This window comes from Janthinobacterium sp. EB271-G4-3-2 (genome assembly GCF_020858035.1).
GTDB lineage: Bacteria > Pseudomonadota > Gammaproteobacteria > Burkholderiales > Burkholderiaceae_D > Janthinobacterium > Janthinobacterium aestuarii.
This window is the reverse complement of record NZ_JACYMG010000001.1, coordinates 1,049,990-1,073,184: the sequence shown is the minus strand read 5'-3', so window position 1 is coordinate 1,073,184 and position 23,195 is coordinate 1,049,990. Positions and strand designations below refer to the sequence as shown.

24 protein-coding genes are annotated in these 23,195 nt (G+C 62.4%); 13 read left to right on the top strand and 11 right to left on the bottom strand.

Annotated elements, in window-relative coordinates:
• Window positions 1–28 precede the first annotated feature (28 nt).
• Window positions 29–2,260 (top strand): NADP-dependent isocitrate dehydrogenase, encoded by a 2,232-nt coding sequence (locus IGS55_RS04695; RefSeq protein WP_230518584.1) that lies wholly within the window; start codon window positions 29–31, stop codon window positions 2,258–2,260.
• Window positions 2,261–2,352: 92 nt separating this feature from the next.
• Here the strand turns inward: IGS55_RS04695 and IGS55_RS04690 are convergent, their stop codons facing one another.
• The 6 genes from IGS55_RS04690 to IGS55_RS04665 form a co-directional block, all read right to left on the bottom strand.
• Entirely contained in the window at window positions 2,353–2,796 is a 444-nt protein-coding gene (locus tag IGS55_RS04690; protein ID WP_230518583.1) for a DUF411 domain-containing protein, read from the bottom strand.
• Window positions 2,797–2,864: 68 nt separating this feature from the next.
• Window positions 2,865–3,251, bottom strand: a complete 387-nt coding sequence (locus IGS55_RS04685; protein WP_230518582.1) for a hypothetical protein — start codon at window positions 3,249–3,251, stop codon at window positions 2,865–2,867.
• Window positions 3,252–3,298: 47 nt separating this feature from the next.
• Window positions 3,299–4,639, bottom strand: coding sequence for a sensor domain-containing protein (locus IGS55_RS04680; protein ID WP_230518581.1), 1,341 nt, complete (start codon window positions 4,637–4,639; stop codon window positions 3,299–3,301).
• Window positions 4,640–4,832: 193 nt separating this feature from the next.
• A complete protein-coding gene (locus IGS55_RS04675) occupies window positions 4,833–5,948 on the bottom strand; it encodes a sulfotransferase family protein (RefSeq protein WP_230518580.1) in 1,116 nt (371 codons plus the stop codon).
• Window positions 5,949–5,982: 34 nt separating this feature from the next.
• Complete coding sequence (cysC, locus tag IGS55_RS04670; protein WP_230518579.1) at window positions 5,983–6,612, bottom strand: adenylyl-sulfate kinase; 630 nt, start codon at window positions 6,610–6,612, stop codon at window positions 5,983–5,985.
• 24 nt (window positions 6,613–6,636) lie between these two features.
• On the bottom strand, window positions 6,637–8,352 hold the full coding sequence (locus tag IGS55_RS04665) for a methyl-accepting chemotaxis protein (protein ID WP_230518578.1): 1,716 nt from the start codon (window positions 8,350–8,352) through the stop codon (window positions 6,637–6,639).
• Between the two features lie 410 nt (window positions 8,353–8,762).
• On the opposite strand from IGS55_RS04665, the gene IGS55_RS04660 reads away from it, so the two are divergent.
• Window positions 8,763–10,370, top strand: a complete 1,608-nt coding sequence (locus tag IGS55_RS04660; protein ID WP_230518577.1) for a hypothetical protein — start codon at window positions 8,763–8,765, stop codon at window positions 10,368–10,370.
• 78 nt (window positions 10,371–10,448) lie between these two features.
• On the opposite strand, the gene IGS55_RS04655 is transcribed toward IGS55_RS04660, so the two are convergent.
• Window positions 10,449–11,813: an amino acid permease gene (locus IGS55_RS04655; protein WP_230518576.1), complete on the bottom strand. Its 1,365-nt coding sequence runs from the start codon at window positions 11,811–11,813 to the stop codon at window positions 10,449–10,451.
• Window positions 11,814–11,952: 139 nt separating this feature from the next.
• The gene (locus IGS55_RS04650) at window positions 11,953–12,408 is read right to left on the bottom strand and encodes an acyl-CoA thioesterase (protein ID WP_230518575.1); all 456 of its coding nucleotides are present in this window, start codon (window positions 12,406–12,408) and stop codon (window positions 11,953–11,955) included.
• A gap of 134 nt (window positions 12,409–12,542) precedes the next feature.
• On the opposite strand from IGS55_RS04650, the gene IGS55_RS04645 reads away from it, so the two are divergent.
• From IGS55_RS04645 to IGS55_RS04635, 3 genes are read left to right on the top strand one after another with little or no spacing between them, the layout of a single operon-like run.
• The gene (locus IGS55_RS04645) at window positions 12,543–13,268 is read left to right on the top strand and encodes a GntR family transcriptional regulator (protein ID WP_230518574.1); all 726 of its coding nucleotides are present in this window, start codon (window positions 12,543–12,545) and stop codon (window positions 13,266–13,268) included.
• Window positions 13,252–13,998, top strand: a complete 747-nt coding sequence (locus tag IGS55_RS04640; RefSeq protein ID WP_230518573.1) for an SDR family NAD(P)-dependent oxidoreductase — start codon at window positions 13,252–13,254, stop codon at window positions 13,996–13,998. Before IGS55_RS04645 ends, IGS55_RS04640 begins: the two co-directional genes overlap by 17 nt.
• 14 nt (window positions 13,999–14,012) lie before the next feature.
• Window positions 14,013–14,705, top strand: a complete 693-nt coding sequence (locus IGS55_RS04635; RefSeq protein WP_230518572.1) for an aspartate/glutamate racemase family protein — start codon at window positions 14,013–14,015, stop codon at window positions 14,703–14,705.
• On the opposite strand, the gene IGS55_RS04630 is transcribed toward IGS55_RS04635, so the two are convergent.
• Entirely contained in the window at window positions 14,702–15,172 is a 471-nt protein-coding gene (locus IGS55_RS04630) for a heme-degrading domain-containing protein (protein ID WP_230518571.1), read from the bottom strand. The genes IGS55_RS04635 and IGS55_RS04630 overlap by 4 nt on opposite strands.
• A gap of 83 nt (window positions 15,173–15,255) precedes the next feature.
• Between IGS55_RS04630 and alkB the strand changes: the two genes are divergently transcribed.
• The 6 genes from alkB (at window position 15,256) to IGS55_RS04600 (ending at window position 20,954) form a co-directional block, all read left to right on the top strand.
• Window positions 15,256–15,918, top strand: a complete 663-nt coding sequence (gene alkB, locus IGS55_RS04625; RefSeq protein WP_230518570.1) for a DNA oxidative demethylase AlkB — start codon at window positions 15,256–15,258, stop codon at window positions 15,916–15,918.
• A gap of 91 nt (window positions 15,919–16,009) precedes the next feature.
• Complete coding sequence (folE2, locus tag IGS55_RS04620; RefSeq protein ID WP_230518569.1) at window positions 16,010–16,921, top strand: GTP cyclohydrolase FolE2; 912 nt, start codon at window positions 16,010–16,012, stop codon at window positions 16,919–16,921.
• A 33-nt stretch (window positions 16,922–16,954) separates the two neighbouring features.
• Window positions 16,955–17,122 (top strand): hypothetical protein, encoded by a 168-nt coding sequence (locus IGS55_RS04615; protein ID WP_230518568.1) that lies wholly within the window; start codon window positions 16,955–16,957, stop codon window positions 17,120–17,122.
• 87 nt (window positions 17,123–17,209) lie between these two features.
• Window positions 17,210–18,028, top strand: a complete 819-nt coding sequence (gene blaOXA / locus IGS55_RS04610; RefSeq protein WP_230518567.1) for a class D beta-lactamase — start codon at window positions 17,210–17,212, stop codon at window positions 18,026–18,028.
• Window positions 18,025–18,420, top strand: a complete 396-nt coding sequence (locus IGS55_RS04605; RefSeq protein WP_230518566.1) for a hypothetical protein — start codon at window positions 18,025–18,027, stop codon at window positions 18,418–18,420. Before blaOXA ends, IGS55_RS04605 begins: the two co-directional genes overlap by 4 nt.
• Before the next feature lie 74 nt (window positions 18,421–18,494).
• Entirely contained in the window at window positions 18,495–20,954 is a 2,460-nt protein-coding gene (locus IGS55_RS04600) for a penicillin-binding protein 1A (protein WP_442908137.1), read from the top strand.
• 78 nt (window positions 20,955–21,032) lie between these two features.
• On the opposite strand, the gene IGS55_RS04595 is transcribed toward IGS55_RS04600, so the two are convergent.
• On the bottom strand, window positions 21,033–21,203 hold the full coding sequence (locus IGS55_RS04595) for a hypothetical protein (RefSeq protein ID WP_175444525.1): 171 nt from the start codon (window positions 21,201–21,203) through the stop codon (window positions 21,033–21,035).
• Between the two features lie 767 nt (window positions 21,204–21,970).
• Between IGS55_RS04595 and IGS55_RS04590 the strand changes: the two genes are divergently transcribed.
• Both IGS55_RS04590 and IGS55_RS04585 read left to right on the top strand, forming a co-directional pair.
• Window positions 21,971–22,213 (top strand): sigma-70 family RNA polymerase sigma factor, encoded by a 243-nt coding sequence (locus IGS55_RS04590; protein WP_329958187.1) that lies wholly within the window; start codon window positions 21,971–21,973, stop codon window positions 22,211–22,213.
• Window positions 22,214–22,286: 73 nt separating this feature from the next.
• Window positions 22,287–22,532 (top strand): hypothetical protein, encoded by a 246-nt coding sequence (locus tag IGS55_RS04585; protein WP_230518563.1) that lies wholly within the window; start codon window positions 22,287–22,289, stop codon window positions 22,530–22,532.
• A gap of 71 nt (window positions 22,533–22,603) precedes the next feature.
• On the opposite strand, the gene IGS55_RS04580 is transcribed toward IGS55_RS04585, so the two are convergent.
• Window positions 22,604–23,176, bottom strand: coding sequence for a hypothetical protein (locus IGS55_RS04580; protein ID WP_230518562.1), 573 nt, complete (start codon window positions 23,174–23,176; stop codon window positions 22,604–22,606).
• Window positions 23,177–23,195 lie beyond the last annotated feature (19 nt).

The following is a 23,195-nucleotide window of genomic DNA, read 5'->3' as shown; positions in this document are numbered from 1 at the left end:
AGGCATCACCGCATACAAGGGAATGAACATGGCAACACAAAAATCCAAAATCATCTACACGCTGACTGACGAGGCGCCGCTGCTCGCGACGTATTCCCTGCTGCCAATCATCAAAAAATTCACCGCGCCGGCCGGCGTGGACGTGGTGTCCAGCGATATTTCGGTGGCGGCACGTGTACTGGCCGAATTCCCCGAATTCCTGACGGACGCGCAAAAAGTCCCGAATACCCTGGCTGAACTGGGCAAATTGACCCAGAATCCGGACACCAACATCATCAAGCTGCCGAACATCAGCGCTTCCCAAGGTCAGCTGATCGCTTGCGTGCGCGAATTGCAAGGCCGCGGCTACAAGCTGCCGGACTACCCGGAAGACGCGAAGACGGACGAAGAAAAAGCCTTGAAGGCCCGTTACGGCAAGTGCATCGGCAGCTCCGTCAACCCGGTCCTGCGTGAAGGCAATTCCGACCGCCGCGCACCGAAGGCCGTCAAAGAGTATGCGCGCAAGCACCCGCACTCGATGGGCGAGTGGAGCCAATCGTCGCAAACCCACGTGTCGCACATGCACCATGGCGACTTCTACCATGGCGAAAAATCGCTGACCCTGGAAAAGGCGCGCGACGTCAAGATGGAACTGGTCACGGCCTCGGGCAAGACCATCGTGCTGAAACCCAAGGTTTCCCTGCAAGCGGGCGAAATCATCGACAGCATGTTCATGAGCAAGAAAGCGCTGCTGGAGTTCTACGAGAAGGAAATCGACGACGCGTTCAAGACGGGCGTGATGTTCTCGCTGCACGTCAAGGCCACCATGATGAAGGTGTCGCACCCGATCGTCTTCGGCCACTGCGTGCGCATTTTCTACAAGGACGCGTTCGCCAAGCACGCCGAGCTGTTCGACAAGCTGGGCGTGAATGTCAACAATGGCATGAGCAACCTGTACGACAAGATCGACACCCTGCCAGCGTCGCAAAAGGATGAAATCCTCAAGGACCTGCACGCCTGCCACGCCCACCGTCCGGAACTGGCCATGGTCGATTCGGCCAAGGGCATCACCAACTTCCATTCGCCGAACGACATCATCGTCGACGCGTCGATGCCGGCCATGATCCGTATCGGCGGCAAGATGTGGGGCGCCGACGGCCGTCCGAAAGACGTCAAGGCAGTCATGCCGGAATCGACTTTCGCGCGCATCTACCAGGAAATGATTGGCTTCTGCAAATGGCATGGCAACTTCGATCCGAAGACCATGGGCACCGTGCCGAACGTGGGCCTGATGGCGCAGCAAGCGGAAGAATACGGTTCGCACGACAAGACGTTTGAAGTGCCTGAAGGCGGCATCGCCAACATCACCGACCTGGAAACGGGCGAAGTGCTGCTGACGCAAACGGTGGAAGAGGGCGATATCTGGCGCATGTGCCAGGTCAAGGACGCGCCGATCCGCGACTGGGTCAAGCTGGCCGTCACGCGCGCGCGCAACTCGGGCATGCCTGCCGTGTTCTGGCTCGATTCCTACCGTCCGCACGAGAACGAAGTCATCAAGAAGGTACAGGTTTACCTGAAGGAGCACGACACCAAGGGCCTGGACATCCAGATCATGTCGCAAACGCGCGCTATGCGCTACACCCTGGAACGCGCCTTCCGCGGCCTGGACACCATTTCCGTGACCGGCAACATCCTGCGCGACTACCTGACCGATCTGTTCCCGATCCTGGAACTGGGCACGTCCGCCAAGATGCTGTCGATCGTGCCTTTGATGGCCGGTGGCGGCATGTACGAAACGGGCGCCGGCGGTTCGGCACCGAAACACGTCAAGCAGCTGGTGGAAGAAAACCATCTGCGCTGGGATTCGCTGGGCGAGTTCCTGGCGCTGGCCGTGTCGCTGGAAGACATGGGCATCAAGACGGGCAATGCGAAGGCCAAAATCCTCGCGAAAACCCTCGATGAAGCCACTGGCAAGCTGCTGGACAACAACAAATCGCCATCGCCACGTACCGGCGAGCTGGACAACCGCGGCAGCCATTTCTACCTGGCCATGTACTGGGCGCAAGCCCTGGCGGCGCAGAAGGACGATGCGGAACTGGCAGCGCATTTTGCGCCAGTGGCCAAAGCCCTGGCCGACAACGAAGAAAAGATCGTTGCCGAGCTGAAAGCAGTACAAGGCAAGGAAACGGATATCGGCGGCTACTACCTGCCAGATCCGGCGAAGACGGAAGCGGTCATGCGTCCTAGCGCCAGCCTGAATGCGGTATTGGACAGCATCTGATGCAGTCCTGACAGGCAGCAGATTCTTTGCTGCCTGATAAAAAAACGCCGCCGGAAGCGATTTCGGCGGCGTTTTTCATTTCTCCTCAGTGTCTATTTGTAGTGCTTGTAGACCTCGGTGCTGCCATTGCTTTTGACCAGCAAGACGTCATACGCATCCTTGCGCGGTCCTTCCATGCCAGGCGAACCCATCGGCATTGCCGGCACGGCCAGGCCTTTCGCCTTGGGTTTCTCGCGCAGCAGCTGCTTGATCTCGCTGGCCGGCACATGGCCTTCGATGGCGTAGCCGTTGACGAGGCCCGTATGGCAGGAGCCGAGCGCGTCGGGAATGCCTGCCAGCTTGCGGTATTGCGCCGGCATCTCGACATTTTTCGCCCGCACCGTAAAGCCGTTCGCCTCCAGGTGCTTGATCCATGCGGAACAGCAGCCGCACGAGGCGCTCTTGTAGACTTCAATGACGGGCAGGGCCGCCGTGGCGAACGTGGGCAGGCCCAGCATGGCGGCGAAGGCGCCGCGCACTAATAAATGTTTGATCATGTGTTGCTTTCAGACGAAGTAGGTCTATCGTGGCCACCTGAGTGGCCTGCTTGGGACGAGCTTGGAATTTAAGCGGAAAGCGGTCGCGGCGGCCGGCGCAAGCCGTCGGGAATGAATCCTGTCAGCAGGGTGGCATTGGCTACGGCGGCGTGCTCCGCGCCGTTGAGCACGGCGGCAGGCAGGGGGAAACAGGGCGGCATCAGCGCGCCCAGGCAAAAGCTGGAACAGGCGCCGCACGCGGGGTGCTTGGCAGGGGACTTGCTGTCTTGTGGCGTGCTGGCGCTGTCCGGGACGGTGGATGATTGCGCATCGTGATGCTGGCAGGCGGCCGTCATGACGGCGGCAGGCGAGGCAGCGAGCGGCGCGCACAGCCGCGTGGCGCCCGCAGCGGCCGCCTGCAGCGGCACCGCCGCGATCAGCAGCAGGATCAGCCATGTTTTGAAGAGTCTCAGCATCGCGGGAAAGTATAGCATGGGCGCACTGTCGCCAGGAGCGGCATCCGCTAGCGCGAGGCGGCGGCCAGCACCTTCGACGCGTACATGGCCCGGTCCGCATGGCGCAGCAGCAGTTGCATGGTATCGCCGTCTTCCGGATAGTGGGCCACGCCGATGCTGACGGCGATCTGCAATTGCTGTCCGTTGCCCAAGTGTAGCGGCACGGCCAGGGCCGCGTGGATCTTTTGCACGATCAGGCTGACATCGGCCGGTGTGACATTGCTTTCCAGAAGCACGACGAATTCATCGCCGCCCATCCTGGCCAGGGTGTCGGTTTCGCGCATGCAATCGCGCAGGCGATTCGCCACCGTTTGCAGCAGCAGGTCGCCACAGGCATGGCCGTGGTCATCGTTGACGCGCTTGAAGTTGTTCAAGTCCAGGAACAGCAGCGACAGCCGGCCTTCCTGGCGGTGCGCGCGCGCGAACGCCGTGTGCAGGCGGTCGTGGAACAGGCGGCGGTTCGGCAAACGGGTCAGTTCATCATGCATGGCCATGAACTGCATTTGCGTCTGCAACTGCCGGCGCTCGATGGCGGTCGCTAGTTGCTTGGCGACAAATTGCAGCAGATCCTGGTCCTGCGCCGTACCGATGACGGCATCCTGGCCGCCTTGCAAGGCCAGCGCGCCGATGCTGCCCATGGACGAATACAGCGGTACGGCAAGCCAGCACGAGGACAGGGCGCCAGCCGCCGTTTGCAGCGCCGGCGGCAGGCCGGCCAGTTGTCCCGCTTGCAGCAGCAGGGGGCGGCCGCTGCGCAGCACTTCATCGCACAGCAGGCTGGCCAGCGAAGACGTCGGCTGCGGCGCGCTGTCGCCGGCATGGCAGGTCATCGGGGGCTGGGCGCCGTGTTCGTCATGCAGCAGCAAGGTCAGGCTGCGCGTGGACAAGTGTTCGCCGATGATGTGCTGGATGCGGTGCAACAAGGCGGGCAAGTCTTGCGTTGCCTGCATGGCTTCGGAAATGGCGTACAGCGCGGCCTGCTTTGCCTGCGCCTGTTTCAGCAGGGTAATGTCGCGCGCCACCGCCACGCGCAACTGGTCGGCGGCGGACCAGCGGGCCGTCCACATGATGTGCGCCAGGCTGCCATCCTTGCGCAGGTAGCGGTTTTCAAAATGCGTCTGCGCATGGCCATCCATGATGGCACGCGCGGCGGCCAGGGTACGGGCGCGGTCGGCGGGAGCGACCAGGTCGAGCATCTGCTTGCCGACCATTTCCTGCTGCGTGTAGCCGAAGATGCGCTCGCAGGCGGCGCTGACGAAGACGAAGCGCCCGTCCACATCCACCATGCACACGGCATCGAGCAGCAAATCGGTGAAACTGGCGACCGGCGCGCTAATCATATGTTTCATATGTCCACCATTCTAGTGGACATTGCCGGTCGATATTGAAGTTGTTGTTTTTAGAAAACAAAGAGCATTGATCATGGCTTGCCGGGCCGGCAGCGGCGGCATGCTGATGCTTGTCGATGGGGGGGAGGTATCCGGTCAAAAAGTCGCATTCAGGCGCAGGAGCGCAGCCTGGGGCAGGCGATGGCCAGGCGCTTTAGTCGTTGACGACAAACGCGCCCTGATCGAGTTGATCCAGCGTGACGATGCTGCTGCCCAGCGCGCCGCTGGCCTGGCTGAGCCGCGCATGCAGCTGGGCCAGATAGTCGGCGCGGCAGCGGCGCAGCACGTAATCGCGGAAGTTATCCTGTTCCAGGGCGTGCCAGGCGCGTTCGCGTCCTTGCGCCGAGCGCATGCCGGCCAGCTCGATCAGCGCTGGCGTGATGTCGACGTCGCCGCGGCTCAGGCGCGCGTAGCCGTAGCGGTCCATATACGGGCCGGTGAGCGTTTCGATGAGGTTGATGTCATCGTCCGACAGTTGCCGCCTGAATTTGTCGATGTTGCTCGCGATCGGCGCATAGCAGTTGGCCGACCAGAGCGATGACAACTGCGCGATTTGCCGCGCCTCCGCCGACGCGGCCACGTCCAGCATTTGCGGCAGGAAATCGATGCCGAGAAAGTCACATACCGTTTCCAGCGTCTCTTGTTGCCGCGACAGGAAATCTTCATAGCGTATCGTCAGCACGCGCCGGGGATAGCGCTGCGCGACATGGTCGACTGCCGCATGGGCGGCCAGCCAGGTCCTGGCATTGAGCAGCGTGTCGAAATCGTGAATGATGGCGCGGTTCATCGACGCCACTTGCGCGCGCGGATCGCGCACCACGTTCAGGAACAGCATGTCCGGATATAGCCGCACGATGTCGTCGGCGTAGTGCACGCTGTCGAGCGACTTGTCCATCACCACCTGCGCCTGGCGGCGTTCGCCCGCGCGCAGCAGCAGCTCCCATGCCACGCGGTGGATGCTGCGCGGCTGGCCGCGCAGCGTCTCGAACACTTCCACCGGATCGAAGACGATCCCCGGCCACTTGACCATGCTGGCCGCCGCCAGGCCCACCACATCGACCACCAGGCGAAAGTAGGCGCGGTCGTCGCGCAAGTCGCCGTACAGGGGCAGCAGCGGCATCATATCGACCAGGTGCAGTGGATACGGTGAATAAAATTGCGGCGACAGGTTCAGGCGCAGGCGCAGGGCATGGCTGCCGCAGCGGCGCAAGGGGATCATCATGACGGGGCGCGGGCGGGCGCTGTGGCCGGGATGGTGGTTGCTGCTCATCTCATCATTCCTCAAAAAAGGCGGCCGCGCGGCATCAGATGAAGCGTGGGCACAGTTGCTGGAACAGCCGCTCGCAGGCCTGTTCCAGCGACAGCACGCCAGTGTCCAGCATAAGCGCCGGCGCCAGCGGTGCCTCGTAGGGCGCGGAGACGCCCGTAAAAGCAGGGATCAGTCCGGCTCGCGCTTTTTTGTACAGTCCCTTGGGGTCGCGTTGCTCGCATAGCGCGCTCGGCGTGCTGATGTAAGCTTCGATAAAATTGTCGCTGCCGATGATCTGGCGCGCCATCTCGCGGTCGCTGCGCAGCGGCGAGATGAAGGCGCAGATGACCATCATGCCGGCATCGTTCATCAGCCTGGCCACGACGGCGCTGCGGCGGATGTTTTCCTGGCGATCGCGGGGAGAGAAACCCAGGTCTCCATTCAGGTGGTGCCGCATATTGTCGCCGTCGAGCACGCAGCTCAGGTGGCCCTCTGCCAGCAGCCGCCTTTCCAGCGCGTACGCCAGCGTCGACTTGCCTGCGCCGCTCAGGCCGGTCAGCCACAGCGTCGCGCCTTGCTGGCCGGCCAGCAGGCCCCGTTGTTCCTTGCCGACATGGCTTGCATGCGGGAAGATGTGCGTCGCCACCACGTCGCCCGCAGCGGCGATCTGTTCCAGTTTACCCACGTGTGCCACTCCCCCGTTGCCGGCTCAAAACTGTTCCCACTCGATTTCGCTGGGCTTGGCGATGGCCGGGCGGGCCGGCTTTGCCGTGGCGGGCGCGCGCCGCACCGCCAGCGGCGGTGGCGGTGGCGGACGGCTGACCACGCGCAGCCCCGCATCGCGACCGCCAGCGATGTTGCCCACGCGGAAGACGCTGACCACATCGTTCAGGCTGTTGACCTGTTCCTGCATCGCTTGCGCTGCGGCGGCGGCTTCTTCGACCAGTGCCGCATTTTGCTGCGTCACATTGTCCATTTGCGTCACGGCCATATTGATTTGCTCGATGCCAGCTGATTGTTCCTGGCTGGCGGACATCATTTCAGACATGATGCCGGTGACGCGCTTGACGCTGGCGACCACCTCGTGCATGGTCGATCCTGCCTGTTCGACCAGCCGGTTGCCGGCCTGGACCTTGTCGACCGAGTCGCCGATCAGGTCCTTGATTTCCTTGGCCGCGGCGGCCGAGCGCTGCGCCAGATTGCGCACCTCGGTGGCCACCACGGCAAAGCCGCGCCCCTGTTCTCCGGCACGGGCCGCCTCGACCGCCGCGTTCAGCGCCAGGATATTCGTCTGAAAGGCGATGCCGTCGATGACGGCGATGATGTCGACGATCTTGCGCGCCGAGACATCGATGGCCGCCATGGTGTCGACCACCTGCGCCACCACGGCGCCGCCCTTGGTGGCGACATCGGAGGCCGATTCGACCAGCCCGTTGGCCTGGCGCGCATGGTCAGTGTTGATGCGCACGGTGCTGGTCAGTTCTTCCATGGATGAAGCGGTTTGCTCCAGCGTACTGGCCTGCTGTTCCGTGCGCGAAGACAAATCCAGGTTGCCCATGGCGATCTGGCTTGCCGCCGTGGCGATGGTCTCGGTGCTGGCGTGAACTTGCTGGACGATCTGCGCCAGGCTGTCGCGCATCGATTGCATGGCGTACAGCAGGCTGTGCGTATCGCCGGGGCGGGTATGGATGGGCACGGCCAAGTTGCCGCTGGCAATCTGCCCGGCGATCGCCGCCGCTTCGTCGGGCTCGCAACCGAGTTGGCGCGTTACGCTGCGCGTGATCAGCACGGCGGCCAGCAGGCTGGTGATCAGGGCCAGCGAGCCGATGCTCAGCATCACCAGGCGGGCCTGGCTGTAGGCCGCCTCGGCGACGCTGGATGCCTCGTTATTCTGCTTTTCCTCGACGGCGATCAAGGTGCGCAGCAATTCCCACCAGCGCTTTTGCACGGGGCGGAATTCATAGCGCAGCAGCTTGTAGGCATCGTCCTGCTTCTGGTCCAGCGCCAGCGCGGCGGCCCGCTGAATGAAGGGCGCCGCCAGGTCGCTTTGTGTGCGGATTTGTTCGAGCAGGTTTTTTTCTTCGCTCGAGGTGCCTTCCCGCCTGGCGAACATGGCTCCCAGCTTTTGCTGGGCGGCGGTGTATTTCTTTTCCTGCTCCGCGATGCGCGCGACCTCGATCTGGACTTCCTTCTCATCTTTCAGCAAAATCAGATTGCGCAGCGCCAGCGCCCGCTCGGTGACCGTCAAATCCATGGTTTGGGCCAAGCTGGTTTCGACGTTGTTGACCTTGGTGGTCTCATCCATGCGGCCCTGGATTTGCCGCATGCTGGTCAGCCCCAGCGTGATGACCAGCAACAGGAACATGGCGACCAGGCCAAAGCCCAGGCCGAGCCGCTTGGCTATGGTTAAGTTCATAAATTTCATACTGCCTCCTTAAGGCCGTGCTTCCTGTTCCGAATAAGCAAATGCGGATTTATCACGAAGTACTCAGCGATCATAGAGATTGCTGGTAGGTGAAAAGTCACACATAGTCACTTTCATCATTTGAGCAACAGTATGAATTTACTTGCGGCACCAGTTCTAATTGCGCCCTCGCTGGCGCCGCCGCTGGGGCGGAGCGTGACTTGTATCAAGAATGAAAAATTTTCATGCCACATTGTGCTCATGATTTCATATTTCACGTCGTTATAGCTGTGTCTGCCTGGCACCTGAAGCGGCGTGTATCCCACGTCTGGCTGAAAGTGGGCTAGCTTGACGGTTGATTGTTATCAAAAACTGAAAGTTATGAATATCTCACCCATACACCACGACTCGTTTAGCAAGGCATGACGACCATGACCTCCGTCTCCCCGATCCCGAGCTGGAATCCAAGTCCGTCCCGCGCGCCTGCCGCTACGGCAAGCAGGGCGGACACGCCCTCATCGCCAGCGCCGATCCCTTCCGCCATCGTCGCTTTCGGCGGCCCGCCGGCCGTGTCCTCTCTCGTGCCTTCGCCGATGGTGTGGGAAAGCGCGACGCGCGACAAGGTCGGCGAGGCGATGACGAAGAGTTTTTCGTCCTATGCGTTTGGCGGCCGCTTCAGCGGCCTGGGCGCGGCCATGCTGGGCCAGGCCAAGCTGGGAAACTACAACTTCTCGCAGGCGATGCGGCAGCCGCCGCCGAGCACCACGCCGAATGTCTATGCGGCGTCCGGCATCGCGCCGGGCAGCCTGCATGGCAATGGCGAAGACAGGGTGTCCCTCAGCATCACGACCAGGAGCGGCGTGGAAGTCAAGCTGTCGCTCGACAGCCAGGGCGACGGCCTGGCCGTGAGGATGACGACCAGTGGCGACCTCAGCGACGCTGAAGCGGGCGCGCTGGGTGACCTGGCGAAGGGCTTCCAGGAAGCCATCGACGGCATGGGGCAAAGTACGCCGAAAATCAAGCTGGAAGGCTTGATGCAGTTCGACCAGCAAGTGCTGGCGTCGGTGAAACTGCATGCGGAAGTCAAGGTGCGCGGCGAGCCGGAAAGTATTCAAACCCTGGACTTCCTGGCCGATGGCGCGCAGCGCAAGGTCAGCTTCAGCGGCGAGGCCGGCAGCCTGGAGCTGAAGGTCGACGCCAGCGCGCTCAATACCCTGGGCAGCAAGGAAAAGCAGGCGAAGGCGCTGGGCAGCTACATGAAGCAGTTCGACCAGGCGGCGTCGCGCGGCCATGGCGACGCGGGCCTGGTGGCCATGCTCAAGGATAGCTTTACAGCATTGCACAGCAATACCGCCGCGCCGCAGGTGGCCACGGACACGCCCGAGACGGACAAGTGGCGCCTGGCGGCCGAAGACAAATCCATCCTGACGGGGCTGGCCGATTTCAGCGCCTCCGTGTCGCAGACCGTGAAATTCAGCAATCCCATGCGCAGTTCGGAAAAGGATGGCTTCAATTATGACGTGTCGCAAAAGACGCTGCAGGCCGGCGCCAGCCAGGATGAGCGTTCGGTCAGGCAGCAGCAGCAATCGAAGCTGAGCGCCAGTTTCCATGAGACGCTCGTCCCCGGCGTGCCGCTGCGCTTGCTGGACAATACGGAATCGCAGAACTATACCTATCACCAGATCGAAGATACGGCCAGCAGCGACGCGCAGGTGGCCTACAAGGATGGCAAGATGGTCAAGGCGAGCTTGCGGCAAGAGGGCAACCAGTCCGAGCATGTCATGAAGTATTTCCTGGGCAAGCTGGAATCGGACAAGACCACGCCAGGTAACTATTCCGTGCTGCGCGACCTGCTGCCTGTGCTGGGTCCGTACAAGACGGGCGAGCTGGGCATGACTCCCGAGAAAAAGGCGGAGCAGCGCCAGCAGGCGATGCTGACCTTGAGCGACGATGTCCTGCTGCAATCGTATGCGGGCCAGACCATCAGTACGTGGCGTGCCGATGTGTCGCCGGAAGAGGGCGGGGCCGCCGCCGCTTAGAAACGGCAGCCTCCAATGCGAAAAGCCCGTCTGCGAAGACGGGCTTTTTGTTTGCCGATTGCAGAATACAGCGCAAGCCTATGCCTTGGCCTTGTTTTGCTTGATCCAGTAGCCGATGCCCAGCGCGGCGAGCCACACGGGGATCAGGTAGACGGAGATGCGCAGGCCCGGCGTCAAATACATGATCACGAGGATGCCGGCCAGGAACACCAGGCACAGGTAGTTGGTGAACGGGTAGCCCAGGCTCTGGAACAGGGTCGTCTTGCCCTCGGCCTTCTTCTGCGCGCGGAAGCGCAAATGGATCCAGCTGATCATGGCCCAGTTGATGATCAGCGCCGAGACCACGAGGCCCATCAGCACTTCGAACGCTTCGCCCGGCATGAAGTAATTGACCACCACGCAGGCGCCCGTGGCCAGCGCGGACACGCCCAGTGCCGCCAGTGGCACGCCGCGGCGGTTCAGGTGCAGCAGCGCGCGCGGCGCATTGCCTTGCTTGGCCAGGCCGAACAGCATGCGCGTGTTGCAGTACACGCCGCTGTTATACACGGACAGGGCGGCCGTCAGCACCACCACGTTCAGGGCCGTGGCCACGAGGTTGCTATCGAGCGCATGGAAGATCAGGACAAACGGGCTGCCGCCGGTGACGACGTTTTGCCATGGGTACAGCGACAGCAAAATGCCCAGCGCGCCGATGTAGAAAATCAGGATGCGGTAGATGGCCTGGTTGGTGGCGCGCGGGATCGTCGTGCTCGGGTCATCCGCCTCGGCCGCCGTGATGCCCACCAGTTCCAGGCCGCCGAACGAGAACATGATGACGGCCATGGCCATCACCAGTCCCTGCCAGCCATTCGGGAAGAAGCCGCCGTGCTGCCACAAGTTGGCCACCGACGCCTGCGGGCCCGCGTCGCCGGAAGCGAGCAAATACGCGCCGAAGACGATCATGCCGATGATGGCGACCACCTTGATGATGGCGAACCAGAATTCCATCTCGCCGAAGGCCTTCACATTGAGCAGGCTGATGGCGTTGATGGCGCAAAAGAAGACCAGGGCCGAGACCCAGGTCGGCACGCCCGGCCACCAGTACTGCACGTAGATGCCGACGGCCGTCAGTTCGGCCATGCTGACGAGCACATACAGCACCCAGTAATTCCAGCCAGACAGAAAGCCGGGCAGGTGGCCGCAGTATTTGTCGGCGAAATAGCTGAAGGAGCCGGCGACGGGTTCGTCGACCACCATCTCGCCCAGCTGGCGCATGATCATGAAGGCGATGACGCCGGCGATGCCATAGCCGAGCAGCACGGAAGGTCCGGCCATCTTGATGGTTTGCGCGATGCCCAGAAACAGGCCGGTGCCGATGGCGCCGCCCAGGGCGATGAGCTGGATGTGGCGGCTTTTCAGGCCGCGTTTGAGCTCTTGTGGTTCGGTATTCCCGACTGCCGTCATATGTTTTATCCTGTTTTTACGGGGCTGAGGTCGCTGATTCTAAAGCATGGACGGGCAAAGCAGGAGCGAAATGCATGTTGCACTGCGGGGGCGCAAGAAAAGCCCCGCATCTTCGCCGAACGGCGCGCAAAACGGTGGCCTAGTCGTCTGCGCGCAGCGCGCCGGCCGCGACGATGGCCGGTTCGTACACGGCCAAAAACTCGGGCGGCAGGCGGCGCGCGCGGCCGCTGCTCAATTCGATGCAGATCAAGTCCCAGCATCCGCGCACGACGGTGGCGCCGTCGCTGTCGCGCACCAGCTGGAAGCGCCGTTCCATGCTGGAGCGGCCATCGCTGGCGCACAGCCAGGTGGCCAGGGTCAGCGCCTCGCCGGCCCGCGTCGGCAGCAGGTAGTCGTATTCGCCGCGGCGTATCGCCATGGCCCGGTCCAGGCGCCGGTAATCGTCGAGGTCCAGCCCCAGGGTGGCCGAATGGTGCCAGGCGATATGCTCGCACCAGCGCACGTAGACGGCGTTGTTGGTGTGCTGCAAGCCGTCGATGTCGCCCGGTTCCGGCGTGACGGGCAGGGTGTGGGCGTGCGGATAATCCCAGTTCAAGTGTGCTCCTTTCGATACGGTGGCGGCTGATTGTACGTGCTTGCGCTGCGCCCTGTCTGCGGCGCACGCATGGAAAACGCTGTTTTATCCCTTGATGTATGATGCATCATAATTATTCGAATCTGAAAACCACTATGAACCATCCCCTGGACAGCCTGGTGCACGTCAATCTGGGCAAGTCCGTGTATGCGACGCTGCGCGACGCGCTGGCGGCTGGACGCTTCCAGCCGAACGACCGGCTGCGCATCCGCGAGCTGGCGCTGCAGCTGGGCACGAGCGTGACGCCCGTGCGCGACGCCATGCTGCAACTGGTGCAGGAAGAGGCGCTGGTGCTGCGCTCGCCGCGCGACTTTCGCGTGCCCGTGCTCAGCGTGGCGCGCTACCTGGAAATCCGCGCGCTGCGCCTGGAACTGGAAGGCTTGGGCGCGTTCGAGGCGGCGCGGCGCATCGACGACGCCACCCTGGCCGACCTCGAGCGCCTGCTGCAGGGGAACGAAGAGGCCATCGCGCGCCACGACTTGCCGGCGGCCCTGCAATGCAACCAGGCGTTTCACCTGGGCCTGGCGCAGGCGGCCGGCATGCCGACATTGAAACGCTTCGTCGACCACCTGTGGATGCAGACGGCGCCCCTGATCGCCGCCGGCTACGCGAGCTTTTCGCCCGACATGCGGGTCGGCCACCACCACGCCATCCTAGCCGCGCTGCGCCAGCGCGACGGCGCGGCCGCGCGGCGCGCGATCGAACAGGACATTCTCGACGGCGGCACGCAGATGCTGGCGTATGTGATGCGGCAGGAACGCATGCACGCCGGGGCAACACAGAAAGAAAAGGACGAGGAAGAACATGAAGCACACGACTGAACAGAAAACCGCCATCGTCACGGGCGCCAGCCGCGGCATCGGCCACGCCGTCGCGGAACGCTTCCGCAGTCTGGGCTGGCGGGTCATCACCGTCTCGCGCAGCCCGATTCCCGGCGGCTGCCCGCGCAGCCAGGAGCACAACACGCATGTGTGCATGGATTTGTCGGACCTGAGCCAGATCGGGCAGATGGTCGACACCCTGCGCCCCATGCTGGGCGACTCCAAATTGCACGCGCTGGTAAACAATGCGGGCGTGTCGCCGAAAGGGTCGGGCGGTTCGCGCGTCAATTCGCTGACCACCGACATGCAGACGTGGCAGGAAATGTACAACACGAATTTCTTTGCGCCGCTGGCGCTCACGCGCGGCTTTGCGCAGGAATTGTCGAACGCGCATGGCTCCGTCGTGAACCTGTGTTCGATCGCCGGCTACCGCGTGCACCCGTTTGCCGGTTCCGCTTACGCCAGTTCGAAGGCGGCGCTGGCGTCGCTGACGCGCGAAATGGCCAACGACATGGCGCCGTTGAACGTGCGCGTCAATGCCATCGCGCCGGGCGAGATCGACACGGCCATCCTGTCGCCGGGCACCTCGCACATCGTCGACACGCAAATCCCCCTGCGCCGCCTGGGCACGACGGCCGAAGTGGCGGATTTGGTGGAGTTCCTGTGCAGCGAGCGCGCCTCGTACATCACGGGCGCGGAAATTCCCATCGACGGCGGCCAGCGCATTTAGTCAAGGGGAAGAGCATGAGCAAACATATCGGCGTCGTCGGCTGTTCGGCCGAAGGCGCGGCCCTGTGCTACCGCACGATTTGCGAAGAGGGCGCACATGCGCTGGGAGCGTATGAACACCCGGAAGTATCGATGCACACGCCGCCGCTGGCGCGCTACGTGGCTTGCCTGAACAGGGGCGACCTGGCCGGCGTGGCCGAGCTGATGCTGGCGTCGGCGCACAAGCTGCACGCGGCCGGCGCGGAGTTCCTGATCTGCCCCGACAACACCATCCACCAGGCGTTCGAGCTGATGGCGCCCCGTTCGCCGCTGCCGTGGCTGCATATCGCTGACGTGGTGGCCGGCGAGGCGGCCGCGCGTGGTTTTCAAAGAGTGGGCTTGACGGGCACGCGCTGGCTGGTCGACAGCGCCGTGTATCCGGACAAGCTGGCCGCGCGCGGCATCGCGTGCGTGCGGCCCGGCGAGGACGAACGCAGCGAGATCGACCGCATCATCATGGAGGAGTTGGTGCCGGGTGTGGTCAAGCCGGACAGCGTGGCGCGCTTCCAGTCCATCATCGGCGGCTTGCGCGAGCAGGGCTGCGATGCCGTCATCCTCGGCTGCACGGAAATCCCGTTGATCATCGGCGACGCCAATTCGCCGCTGCCGACCCTCGATTCCACAAGGCTGCTGGCGCGCGCGGCCTTGCGCCGGGCGCTGGAAATCTAGCGTTCCAGCTGCGTCTGCAGGGCAGCCACCACGAGCGCGTGGTCGTCCGCCTGCGCCAGGCCGGACACGGTCACCGTGCCCACCAGTCCCACGCCGCGTATCAGCAGGGGGAAAGCGCCGCCGTGGCCCGCGTACTCGATGTCGTCGAGGTATTTCACGTCTTCGAAGGTGCTGCCCCGGCTTTTATACGAGATGCCCATGTAGTAGGAGCTGCGGCAAAAGCGCCGCACCGTGTTGTTCTTGCGGCGTATCCAGTCCGCCTGGTCGGCCGTGGCGCCCGTCATGGCGTGGTGGAACAGCACCTGGCCATTGCGCGTGATGTTGACGGTGACGGCCTTGCCCCGCTTGCGCACTTCTTCGACGATCCACAGGCCCACGGCCAGCGCGGCATCGTTGTCGAAGCGGTCGAATTGCAGGGATTCTTCCTGCTGCGCCAGGGTTTGCAGCAAATCGGCGTAATGATCCATCGTAGGGGCGGGCGGTAGTGGCTGGAAGCGCTACTGTAGCGCACCATGGGGGCTTTTTGTGTACTGCGGTTAAAATAGGCAACATGAACCTGTCCCTGTTCGCCGATGAAGAACAAGTCCCGGCCGGCCCCGCGCCGCTGGTGCCGGGCTCGTCCGCATCCGTCCTGCTGCGCGGTTTTGCGCTGCCTTATCTGGACGAGGTGCTGCCGGCGCTGGACGCCATCGTGCTGGCCGCGCCCCTGCGCCACATGGCCACGCCGGGCGGCTTGCGCATGTCGGTCGCCATGAGCAATTGCGGCCCCCTGGGCTGGGTCACGGATGGGCGCGGCTACCGCTACGCGCGCCTCGATCCGGCCAGCGGCCTCCCTTGGCCGCCGATGCCGCCCGTGTTCCTGCGCCTCGCGCAGGAGGCGGCGCTGGCCGCCGGCTATCCGGGTTTTGTTCCCGACGCTTGCCTGGTCAACCGCTATGCGCCTGGCGCGCGCATGGCCCTGCACCAGGACCGCGATGAATGCGATTTCAACGCGCCCATCGTCTCCGTCTCATTCGGTTTACCCGCCACCTTCCTGTTCGGCGGCGCAGAGCGTAGTGACAAGGCGGCGCGCATCGGCCTGCTGCATGGCGACGTGGCGGTGTGGGGCGGCATAGACCGCCTGCGCTTCCACGGCGTGGCGCCGCTGAAGGAAGGCGAACATGCGGTACTGGGCGCGCAGCGCATCAATTTGACGTTTCGCAAGGCCAGCTGATCTGTCGATACACCCTGTTAATGCAAGATACTTGCAAATGTGGCGGCTTTTCTCCATGATATGCAACTTGTTTGCATATGGAGCCATCACCATGAAGCGCGATTCGATTTCCTCGCCCCTGCCCGACGTGGCGGCCGGCCCCCACCTGGGCAACCCCTTGCCGCTCGAGTGTGTCGGCATGCAGGGCATTGCCTTGCCCTTGTGGCTGGAAGAGGGCGGGCAGGCGCAGCAAGTGCATGCCTGGGCCGACGTGCACGTCGATTTGCCCGATCCGACAGTCAAGGGCATCCATATGTCACGCCTGTATCTGCTGCTCGACGCGTTTGCCGCCGCGCAGCCGCTCGATGCGGGCGCGCTGGCCGCCGTGCTGCGGCGCATGGTGGACAGCCACGCCGATTGCGGCAGCACGCAGGCGCGCCTGGCGCTGGCGTTTCCCGTGCTGCGGCGCCAGCCGGCGCTGCTGACGGCGGGGCTGTCAGGCTGGAAATCGTATCCCGTGCGCCTGCAGGCCAGTTGCTCGCCGCAGGGTTTTGCCCTGTCCTTGACGGTGGAGATAGGCTACTCGTCGACCTGTCCGTGCTCGGCGGCGCTGGCGCGCCAACTGCTGGCCGATGCGTTTGCGGCGCGGTTCGGCGCGGGCGGCATCGACGGCGCGGCCGCGCGCGCCTGGCTGCAGGAACACGCGAGCCTGGCCACGCCGCACAGCCAGCGCAGCACGGCGACGGTCACCGTGCCGTTGACGGAGCAGGCGGAACTGGACCTGTTTCCCCTGATCGACCTGGTGGAAGCGGCGCTGGCGACGCCGCTGCAGACGGCCGTGAAACGGGCGGACGAGCAGGCGTTCGCGCGCCTCAATGGTGCTAACCTGATGTATGTGGAAGACGCGGCCCGCCGCGTGCAGGCGGCGCTGGCGCAACATCATGCGCAGGCGCGTGTTACCGTACGGCATATGGAAAGCCTGCATCCGCACGATGCCGTGGCGCAGGCGGGCAAGCTTGCCTGAGCTTTTCACTCAATCACCGTGGAGGTAGACCGCATGCCGGAGAAAATCGAACGGGAAGTCGACGATGACAGCCTGGAAGAGGAAGTGGAACGCGAACGGCGCGAGCATGCGCTGATCGACGAGGAAAAGCTGGGCATGGACGAGCTGGAAGAGGAGCGGCTGAAGCGGGAACGCCAGCCGGGCGCAGCGGCAGGGCGCTAGCGTCCAGACAATGTTATCAGCGCTGGCATCGCGCCGCGCCGCCCGGTACAATTTCGCTTTGTCCTGCTCCCCCAACCCCGGAGGCCCATGAAATATCGCGCATTCTTCCCGTTCATCCTCGGCCTGACAGGCGCCGTACTGGCCGCCACGCAAGCCCAGGCCGCCACCATCTGCACGGCCATGGCCGACGCCAAAACGGGCGCCGTCCTGCTGCAGGAGGGTAATTGCCTCGACAGAGTCACGCCCGCATCCACGTTCAAGATCGCGCTCAGCCTGATGGGCTATGACGCCGGCTTTCTCAAGGACGAGCACAAGCCCAGCCTGCCATACCGCCAGGGCTATGTGGACTGGGGCGGCGACGCCTGGCGCCAGGATACGGACCCGTCGCGCTGGATGCAGTATTCCGTCGTCTGGTACTCGCAGCAGATCACGCAGGCGCTGGGCGCCGAGCGCTTCCAGAAATACGCCAAGGCTTTGCGTTATGGCAATGCGGACGTGTCGGGCGACAAGGGCAAGGACAACAGCCTGGAACGCTCGTGGATCAGCTCTTCCCTGAAAATCTCTCCGCTCGAGCAGCTGGGTTTCCTGCGCAAGCTGGTCAACGATCAATTGCCCGTGTCCAAACAGGCGATGGAACAGACGCGGCGCCTGACGCGCCTGGCCGACGTGGACGGCTGGCAAGTGCACGGCAAGACGGGCGCGGCCTTTCCGCGCAAGGCCGACGGCAGCTTCGATGAAGCGCATGGCTACGGCTGGTTCGTGGGCTGGGCCAGCAAGGGCGAACGCAGCATCGTCTTCGCGCGCCTGGCGCAGGACGAGCAGAAGGGCGAGCAGTCCGCAGGCTTGCGCACGCGCGACGCGATGCTGAAAGAATTGCCGGCCCTGCTGGAGCAGGCGCAAAAGTGACGACCAGCATCGTCGCTGCCACCTTCATCGCTTCCGACGGCGACTATCTGGAGGCCGTCATCGAGGTGGGCGGCCAGCGCCTGCACGTGATGGACGAGTTCGGCGGTGGGCAGATGGCCGCCGGCACGCACGTGCAGCTCGAACTGTGGCCCATGCCCAGCGAGCGTGACGACTGGAACGCCATCTTCCGCGCCAATCCGGGCCGGGAGCAGGGGCTGCGCCGGCTTGACGGCTGGCGCTACCTGGCGCTGGGCGTCGTGACCCAGGTTGATCCCGTCATCTGCGATTGCGGCCTGCTGCAGCTGGAAAACCCGTTTACAACGCATGACGTGCGCTGCGTGGGCGCGTATGTCGGCGTCACGCTGGCGCGCCTCGATGCTTGCCTGGCGTAAATTCCGGCCCGCTTTGTTGCCCGCCCTATATACTTGCTGAAACGGATTTTCCGGCATCAGACAAGGTTACAGGCATGGCATCAGGCATGGAGCGGTTTCAGGAAAAAGCAAGGCAGGCATGGACATGGTCACGCGCGCAGGCATTGCGCGTGGGAAGTGCGGCGTGGGCGAGGGCGGTGGCCTTGTACCGGCGTGGCCACGCACACTTGATGACCTTGCCGCCCGTGCGGCGCGCGCTGGTGCTGGGGCTTTGGTCTTTCCTGGCCGTGCTCGCGCTGCTGACCTTCTACATGCTGCTGCTGATCCCCCTGACGCCGAGCATCCACGACTTGCGCCAGGCGCGCGCGGCCGCGCCGAGCACCATGGTCAGCGCCGACGGCAAGGAACTGGCCCGCTTCGACCAGGGCTTGCAGGAACGGGTCACGTTAAAACAGATTTCGCCGAACGTGATCAGCGCCTTGATCTCGACGGAAGACCACCGTTTCTACGACCACCACGGCGTCGATTTCACGCGCACGGCGGGCGCCATCCTGCACACGGCGAGCGGCAACCCCCAGGGCGGTTCCACCATCACGCAGCAGCTCGCGCGCAATATGTTCCCCGAAGAAATCGGCCGCTCGCGCAACCTGAACCGCAAGCTGAAGGAGCTGATCACGGCCCTCAAGATCGAGGCCACCTACAGCAAGACGGAAATCCTCGAAGCGTATTTGAATACGGTGCCTTTCCTGTACAACACCTACGGCATCGAGATGGCGGCCCGCACCTATTTCGACAAACCCGCGTCGCGCCTCGATATCCTGGAAAGCGCCACCCTGGTCGGTATGCTCAAGGGCACGAATTACTACAATCCTGTCGGCAATCCGGAACGCTCGCTGCAGCGCCGCAACGTGGTACTGGGGCAGATGCGCAAGCACGACATCATCGACGAGGCGCGCTACAAGCAACTGGTGAAGCGGCCGCTGCGCCTGCATTTCGAGCGCCAGAGCGAGCGGGCGCAATCGGATAGCCACTTCACGGCCTACGTGCGCAAGTGGCTGATCGAGTGGGCTGACGAAAACGATTACAACCTGGAACTCGATGCTCTCGTGGTGCACACCACGCTTGATTACGATTTGCAGCAGGCGGCGGAGCGCGCCGTCGAGCGCCAGGCGAATGCCTTGCAGGCCATCGCCGATGTGGAATGGAGCCGCGCCGGCGTGCCGTCGTCCACCTCGACGGGCATGTACGCGGGCATGCAGGGCGGCAGTGTGGCCTTCGATTATTTCTGGAAGTCGCACCCGGCCCTGCTCGACGCATTCGTACGCGAGTCGGGCGACTACCGCAAGCTGACGGCCGCCGGCGGCACGCCCGAAGCGGCGCTGGCGCAACTGAAGGGCGACCGGGCCTTCATGGCAACCCTGCGCAAGTCGAAGACGCGCCTGGAAGCGGGCTTTACGGCCATGGACCCGGCCACGGGCGCCGTGCGCGCCTGGGTGGGCAGCCGCGACTTTGCGCGCGAACAGTTCGACCACGTATCGCAGGCGGCGCGCCAGCCCGGTTCCACCTTCAAACCCATCGTGTATGGCGCGGCGCTGGAAAAGGGCTTGAGCCCCGAGCACGTCTACCGCGATGCCGTGATGGATATCAAGGCGGCCGACGGCACGAAATGGCGTCCGACGGACATGAGCGGCACGACGGGGCGCGACATGACCATGCGCGACGGCCTCGTGTATTCGAAAAACACGATCACGGCGCAAGTGATGCAGGACGTCGGTTTGCCGCCGATCATCAAGCTGGCGCGCTCGCTCGGTATCCGCGACAGCAAGCTGGAAAAAGTGCCGTCGCTGGCGCTGGGCACCAGCCCAGTCACCTTGCTGGAAATGGTCAACGCCTACGCCAGCATCGCCGCCCAGGGCGAGGCGCGCCTGCCGTTCGTCGTCACGCACATCACCGACCGCGAAGGCAAGGTCATCGCCCGTTTCGGCGAAGACAAGCCCAAGCGCGCCATGCAGGCCGAATCGGCCGCCACCCTGACGGACATGATGCGCGGCGTCATCGACCGCGGCACGGGCACGGCCATCCGCAGCCGCTTCGGCATCCGTTCCGACGTGGCAGGCAAGAGCGGCACCACGCAAAACAATGCGGACGGCTGGTTCATCCTGATGCATCCGGAACTGGTGGGCGGCGCCTGGGTCGGTTTCAATGACGCCAGGGTCACCATGCGCAGCAACTACTGGGGCCAGGGCGGCCACAACGCCGTGCTGGTGGTGGGCGACTTCTTCAAGACGGCGCTCGACACGGGCAAGCTGTCGCGCGACGCCATCTTCCCCGGCGGCAAGCCGCCACCGCCGCTGCGCCACGTGGAGCCGGTCGAGGAACCAGAGGACGAACCGGTGGAAGAGCCGGGTGACTTGCTGCAGGAAGGCGTGCCGCCGGCGCCGCTGGCCATGCCGGCCGAAGGCGATGGCGGGCAGGAGTCGCATGGGAAGGCGGTGCCCGAAGCGGCACCAAGTCCTGCCCCGGCACCACAGCCGGTGCCAGCGCCACAAGGCTGACCGCTGGACTGCTTGTTGCGTTTCATTGGCTTCGACTGAGAGTCGAAGCCATCTTGCCGGGTGACGCCGGCAATCTTGCTACCATTTGGGTTGACGTGACCAGCGCAGCACTGTGGCAAGCCTGATTCTCACCGTATATTCATCTCCCGTTTCATGTTCCAGCCACAGGATGCCGTCTTCGATGCTGACCCAGGCATCGACTATCCGCGTGTCGAACGGCATCGCCGTGTCTTTGATATCAATCTTCATTCGTCCGGACTCCACATCGAGCGACCGTAATACCCGTGTCGTTCGCTGCGTAAATTCGATGACGTATGAAGTGCTTGTTTTTTTTATCATCAGGAATGCTCACCCAAAATGCTTTGAATATTTTTTTCAATATTACTACATAAAAATTTACCCTTGCGCACGAAGGCAAACACGTCAATAAGCTATCAATATAAAATTCCCATAGGGAAGCATTAATTACCTCAATAGATTTAATTAAGTCTGGAACGGTGTTATTTTTACGTGCATAAAAAACATTTCCAGGTTAATTATTTCTTGAAAGAATGTATATTTACTTTTTTATAAAATTAAATATCGTGTATTACTGGTATTGATATAAATCAATGTTCCTTTTGGTGTTAACTTGAGGACATATTCTTGCTGCTAGGATATGAGATCAACCTTGGCTACAGTGAGTGATGCATGTCCGATGGAAATGAAAATTTCTCAGTAGAAATTAATTGTGTGGATACTGCATCGGCATTCATGCGCTGTATATCAGATATCGTATCCGTATAAGAAATTTGGTAAGTCAGTCCATTCATCGCGAGGAAGATATTGATGATATGGTTCGGCTTATATTTCTCAATGTTTTTCTATGATTTAAAAGAGGATGTGGGTATTCGATGTTTTATCCGAAGTTATATTTAATGGCCGTGTGCAGTATAAAATATCATTATTATTGTAATGAGGAAGTTAAATCAGTGTCACTTGATTAGATTGATGGCGCAGATAATGCCGTTGATGCATTGGACTTGGTTCGTGAAGATAGTCCGGAAGAGATATGCAGTGCAATGGAAACGGGAATGGAAGTTGTTCGATTTGTCGCCAATTTATCGCCTCCTTTGAAAAAGGCATTATTGTTGCGCGAGGAGGAAGGTATGAGTTATGACGAGATTGCAATAAAGATGGAATGCCCGATGGGAACAGTGCGAAGCCGTATCCACAGAGCAAGGGCGGAGATACGCAAGATACTGGAAAAGGATCAATGAATGCGGCCTGCCGCATTGCGGTAGTCCGCAGCGGCAGGATACGGTGCTTGTCCCATACTTGACATAAATTCATATGGTAAATAAAAACTACATCGGTGGCCTCGTCGAAGTGGAGCTTGATCATCCCAGACGGATCGATGCATTGACAGCGCAAAAAATAGATGTGGCGATTATCTTCCAGGAAATGCTTGGCACCGCTGTGGCAGCGAAATACTTGCACACAAATGGCGTGTCGCTATCTGTCGCATTGCGCGTATTGGTATGCGAGCGCAGAAAAGATCCATCGCCGCCAAAAATGATCGGAATTGAAAAACGGTAGGCCCATTGTCGCCCCCCCAGGCTCACTGCGTGCCAGACCGTATCGTGCTTCAAGCTCGACCGGGCGCGCCATCACGGCGCCGTCACGTCCTGGCGCTGGAATTCGATGCGATTTTCCTGGTAGTCCCACTTGGTGTAGGGGCCGAACACGCGCCGGTTTTCCTTGCTGTCGGCATTCGACAGTTCGCGCTTCATGCGTCGCACGAGGGCGGGGTCCGTGAGCGGCGCGGTGGTGGCGGCGAACACGTCGTGCCGCACGCTCTGTTTCGCGTCGGCGCCGCGCGAAATGATGGTGAGCTTGCGCGTGGCGGGATCGAAGTACAGGCGCATGGCGAAGGTATTCATGTCCTGCAGATACAGGCCGTCGTCGCGCTGCTGGGCATAGAAATAATCGCCGCAGACGGCTTTCGGTTCGCGTTTCCACTCGCAGGACAGCACGATCAGCAGATGCCGCTCATCGAGTTGCTTGACCAAAATGCGTCCCTTGGAATAGCCCCAGGTGCTGGCCGGCACGGTCGCCGACGAGGCAAGATTGTATTCGCCCACCAGCTTGGTCAGAGGAAGGGGAGCTTGCGCCGACGCGCTGATGCAGAGCGTCCAGGCGGCGGCCGCAAGGGCGCCTTGTATCTTGGAAAATGGAGTCATGATGGCCATAAAGAAAAGT